3 protein-coding genes are annotated in these 2,844 nt (G+C 66.4%); all 3 read left to right on the forward strand.

What is annotated here, in order from left to right:
* Positions 1–1,042: dihydroorotase (locus VFV09_11860; protein HEU4868410.1), on the forward strand; the 1,042-nt coding region annotated here is incomplete at its 5' end.
* Entirely contained in the window at positions 1,039–2,196 is a 1,158-nt protein-coding gene (gene carA, locus VFV09_11865) for a glutamine-hydrolyzing carbamoyl-phosphate synthase small subunit (protein ID HEU4868411.1), read from the forward strand. The genes VFV09_11860 and carA, both read left to right, overlap by 4 nt.
* A 120-nt stretch (positions 2,197–2,316) precedes the next feature.
* The coding region (gene carB / locus VFV09_11870) for a carbamoyl phosphate synthase large subunit (protein ID HEU4868412.1) at positions 2,317–2,844 on the forward strand (528 nt) is incomplete at its 3' end.

Genomic DNA, 2,844 nt, shown 5'->3' on the forward strand with positions numbered 1-2,844 from the left:
CGCCGTGGCCGACAAGGTGGCGAACGCCGCCCGCCTGGCCGGGCTGTGCGAGGTCATCCCGGCCGGCGCCCTGACCAAGGGCCTGGAGGGCAAATACATCACGCCGGTCGGGGAGATGGTCACCTGCGCCGCCGGGGTCCGCATGTTCACCGACGACGGCAAGGGCGTCCAGGACTCCCGCATCCTCCGGCGTGCGATGGAGTACATCAAGGGCTTCGACGCCATCTGCGCCGAGCACTGCGACGACGCAGCCCTCTCCGAGGGCGGCCAGATGCACGAGGGGTATTACTCCGACCTGCTGGGCCTGAAGGGCATGCCGGCCGCCGCCGAGGACATCGCACTGGCCCGCGACCTGGTGCTCGCCCGGCTGACCGGCGTCCGATACCACGCCCTGCACGTGTCGACCAAGGGCTCGGTGGAGCTCATCCGCCAGGCCAAGGCCCAGGGCGTCCGGGTGACCGCCGAGGTCACGCCCCACCACCTGATCCTCACCGACGCCGAGCTGCAGTCGTTCGACCCGGTCAACAAGGTGAACCCGCCACTCCGGTCCAGCTCGGACATGGAGGCCTGCCGGGTGGGCCTCGCCGACGGTACTCTGGATGCAATCGCCACCGACCACGCTCCGCACTCTCGAGAAGAAAAGGAGTCGGAGTTCGAACTCGCCCCTCCCGGGATGATCGGCCTGGAGACCGCGCTGGCGCTGATGATCGCCGAGATCGTCGATGGCGGAATCCTGACGCTTCCGGAGCTGGTGCGCCGGCTGACGTCGGTTCCTGCCGGGATTTTGAGGCTCGCCGGGCAGGGGGCTCTGGCAGAGGACTCGGCCGCCAACATCACGGTGTTCGACCCGGAGGCCGAGTGGGTGATCGACCCGGCCAAGTTCGTATCGAAGAGCCGCAACACGCCCTTCACGGGCCGCAAGGTGAAAGGAAAGATCCTGCACACGGTCTTCGGAGGCAAGCTGGTGGTCCGCAACGGCGAGATCTCGCCGGAGTACGAGGCCGCCCTCTCGGTAGGCACCTCCTTCGGGAGCGCGCAGTGAGCCCGCACACCAAAACGATCCGCCCGGCATTGCTGGTGCTGGAGGACGGCGAAGCCTTCCACGGGGAGGCCCTCGGCGCGGACACCGATGCCCTGGGCGAAGTGGTCTTCAACACCGGCATGACCGGCTATCAGGAGGTCCTCACCGACCCGTCCTATGAAGGCCAGATCGTGGTCATGACCTACCCCCACATCGGCAACTACGGCGTGAACGACGAGGACCCTGAGAGCCGGTCGCCCTGGGTGCGGGGGTTCGTCATCCGCAATCTGCCGGCCGTCTTCTCGAACTACCGGGCAACCGGGGGCCTGGAGGATTACCTCAAGGAGAACGGCATTGCCGGCATCACCGAGGTCGACACCCGCCGGCTCACCCGCCACCTCCGGGACAAAGGGGCGATGCGGGGAGTGATCTCGACCACCAACCCGGACGCCCAGGCGCTGGCCGAGCAGGCCCGGCGGTCCCCGATGATCTCCGACGAGGACCTCATCGGGTCGGTCACGAGCGACGAGCCCTACGTCTGGGCGGCCGAGGGCGAGACGAAGTTCAAGGTTGCGTCGTTCGACTTCGGCATCAAACACAACATCCTGCGGTCGCTCGCCGGGTTGGGCTGTGAGGTCACGATCCACCCGGCCAGGACCACCGCTGCGCAGATCCTGGGCACGAAACCCGACGGGGTGTTCGTCTCCAACGGCCCGGGGGACCCGGAGACCGTGCAGTACGGCGTGGAAGCGGTCGAAGGCCTGCTGGGCAAGGTCCCGGTCTTCGGAATCTGCCTCGGCCACCAGCTGCTCGCCCGGGCCGCCGGTTTCGACACCTACAAGCTCCCGTTCGGCCACCACGGGGTCAACCACCCGGTGGCCCGGCTGGACGACGGACAGATAGAGATCACCACCCAGAACCACAACTTCGCGGTGGTGGAGTCGGCGTTCGGCTACGATCCGTCAAAGGGGCGTGCCCCGGCAGGGCTCATCGGTCAGACGCCGCACGGGCGGGCCGAGCTCACGCACCTCAACCTCAACGACAACACGGTGGAGGGCTTCCGGCTGCTCGACGAGCCGGCCTTCTCCGTTCAGTACCACCCGGAAGCGGGCCCCGGCCCGCACGACTCCCGGTACCTGTTCGAGCAGTTTCTACACACGATGGAAGGGAGGTGACACATGGGTAGAGGCGACCGTCCCAAGGTCAGGTGGAAGGCAAAGCGTCAGGAAAAGAAGAAGCTCAGGGACAAGGCCAAGTCCGTAGCAAAGGGACTGGCAAGAAAGAAGGCTTAGGTAGTGCCGAAGCGTACCGATATCAAGTCGATTCTCATCGTGGGATCCGGTCCGATAGTCATCGGGCAGGCCTGCGAGTTCGACTATTCCGGTACCCAGGCGTGCAAGGTCCTGCGGGAGGAGGGGATCAAGGTGATCCTGCTCAACTCCAACCCCGCCACGATCATGACCGACCCGGAGCTGACCGATCGGACCTACATTGAGCCGATCACAGTCGAGGTGCTCGAGAAGATCATCGCCAAGGAACGGCCGGATGCCGTCCTCCCGACCCTGGGGGGGCAGACGGCGCTGAACGTGTGTGTCGGCGCATTCGAGGCCGGCATCTTCGCCCAGTACGGCGTGGAGATGATCGGCGCCAGCGTCGACTCCATCCGTATGGCGGAGGACCGCATGCTGTTCCGGGAGGCCATGCTGTCGATCGGTATGGACCTCCCGCGCTCCGTCCACGCCTACTCGATGGAAGAGGCCATAGCGGCGACCGAGGAGATCGGTCTCCCGGTGGTCGTGCGCGCCTCCTTCACGCTGGGCGGC

The sequence above is a fragment of the Actinomycetota bacterium genome, assembly GCA_035759705.1.
Lineage (GTDB): Bacteria > Actinomycetota > CADDZG01 > JAHWKV01 > JAHWKV01 > JAJCYE01.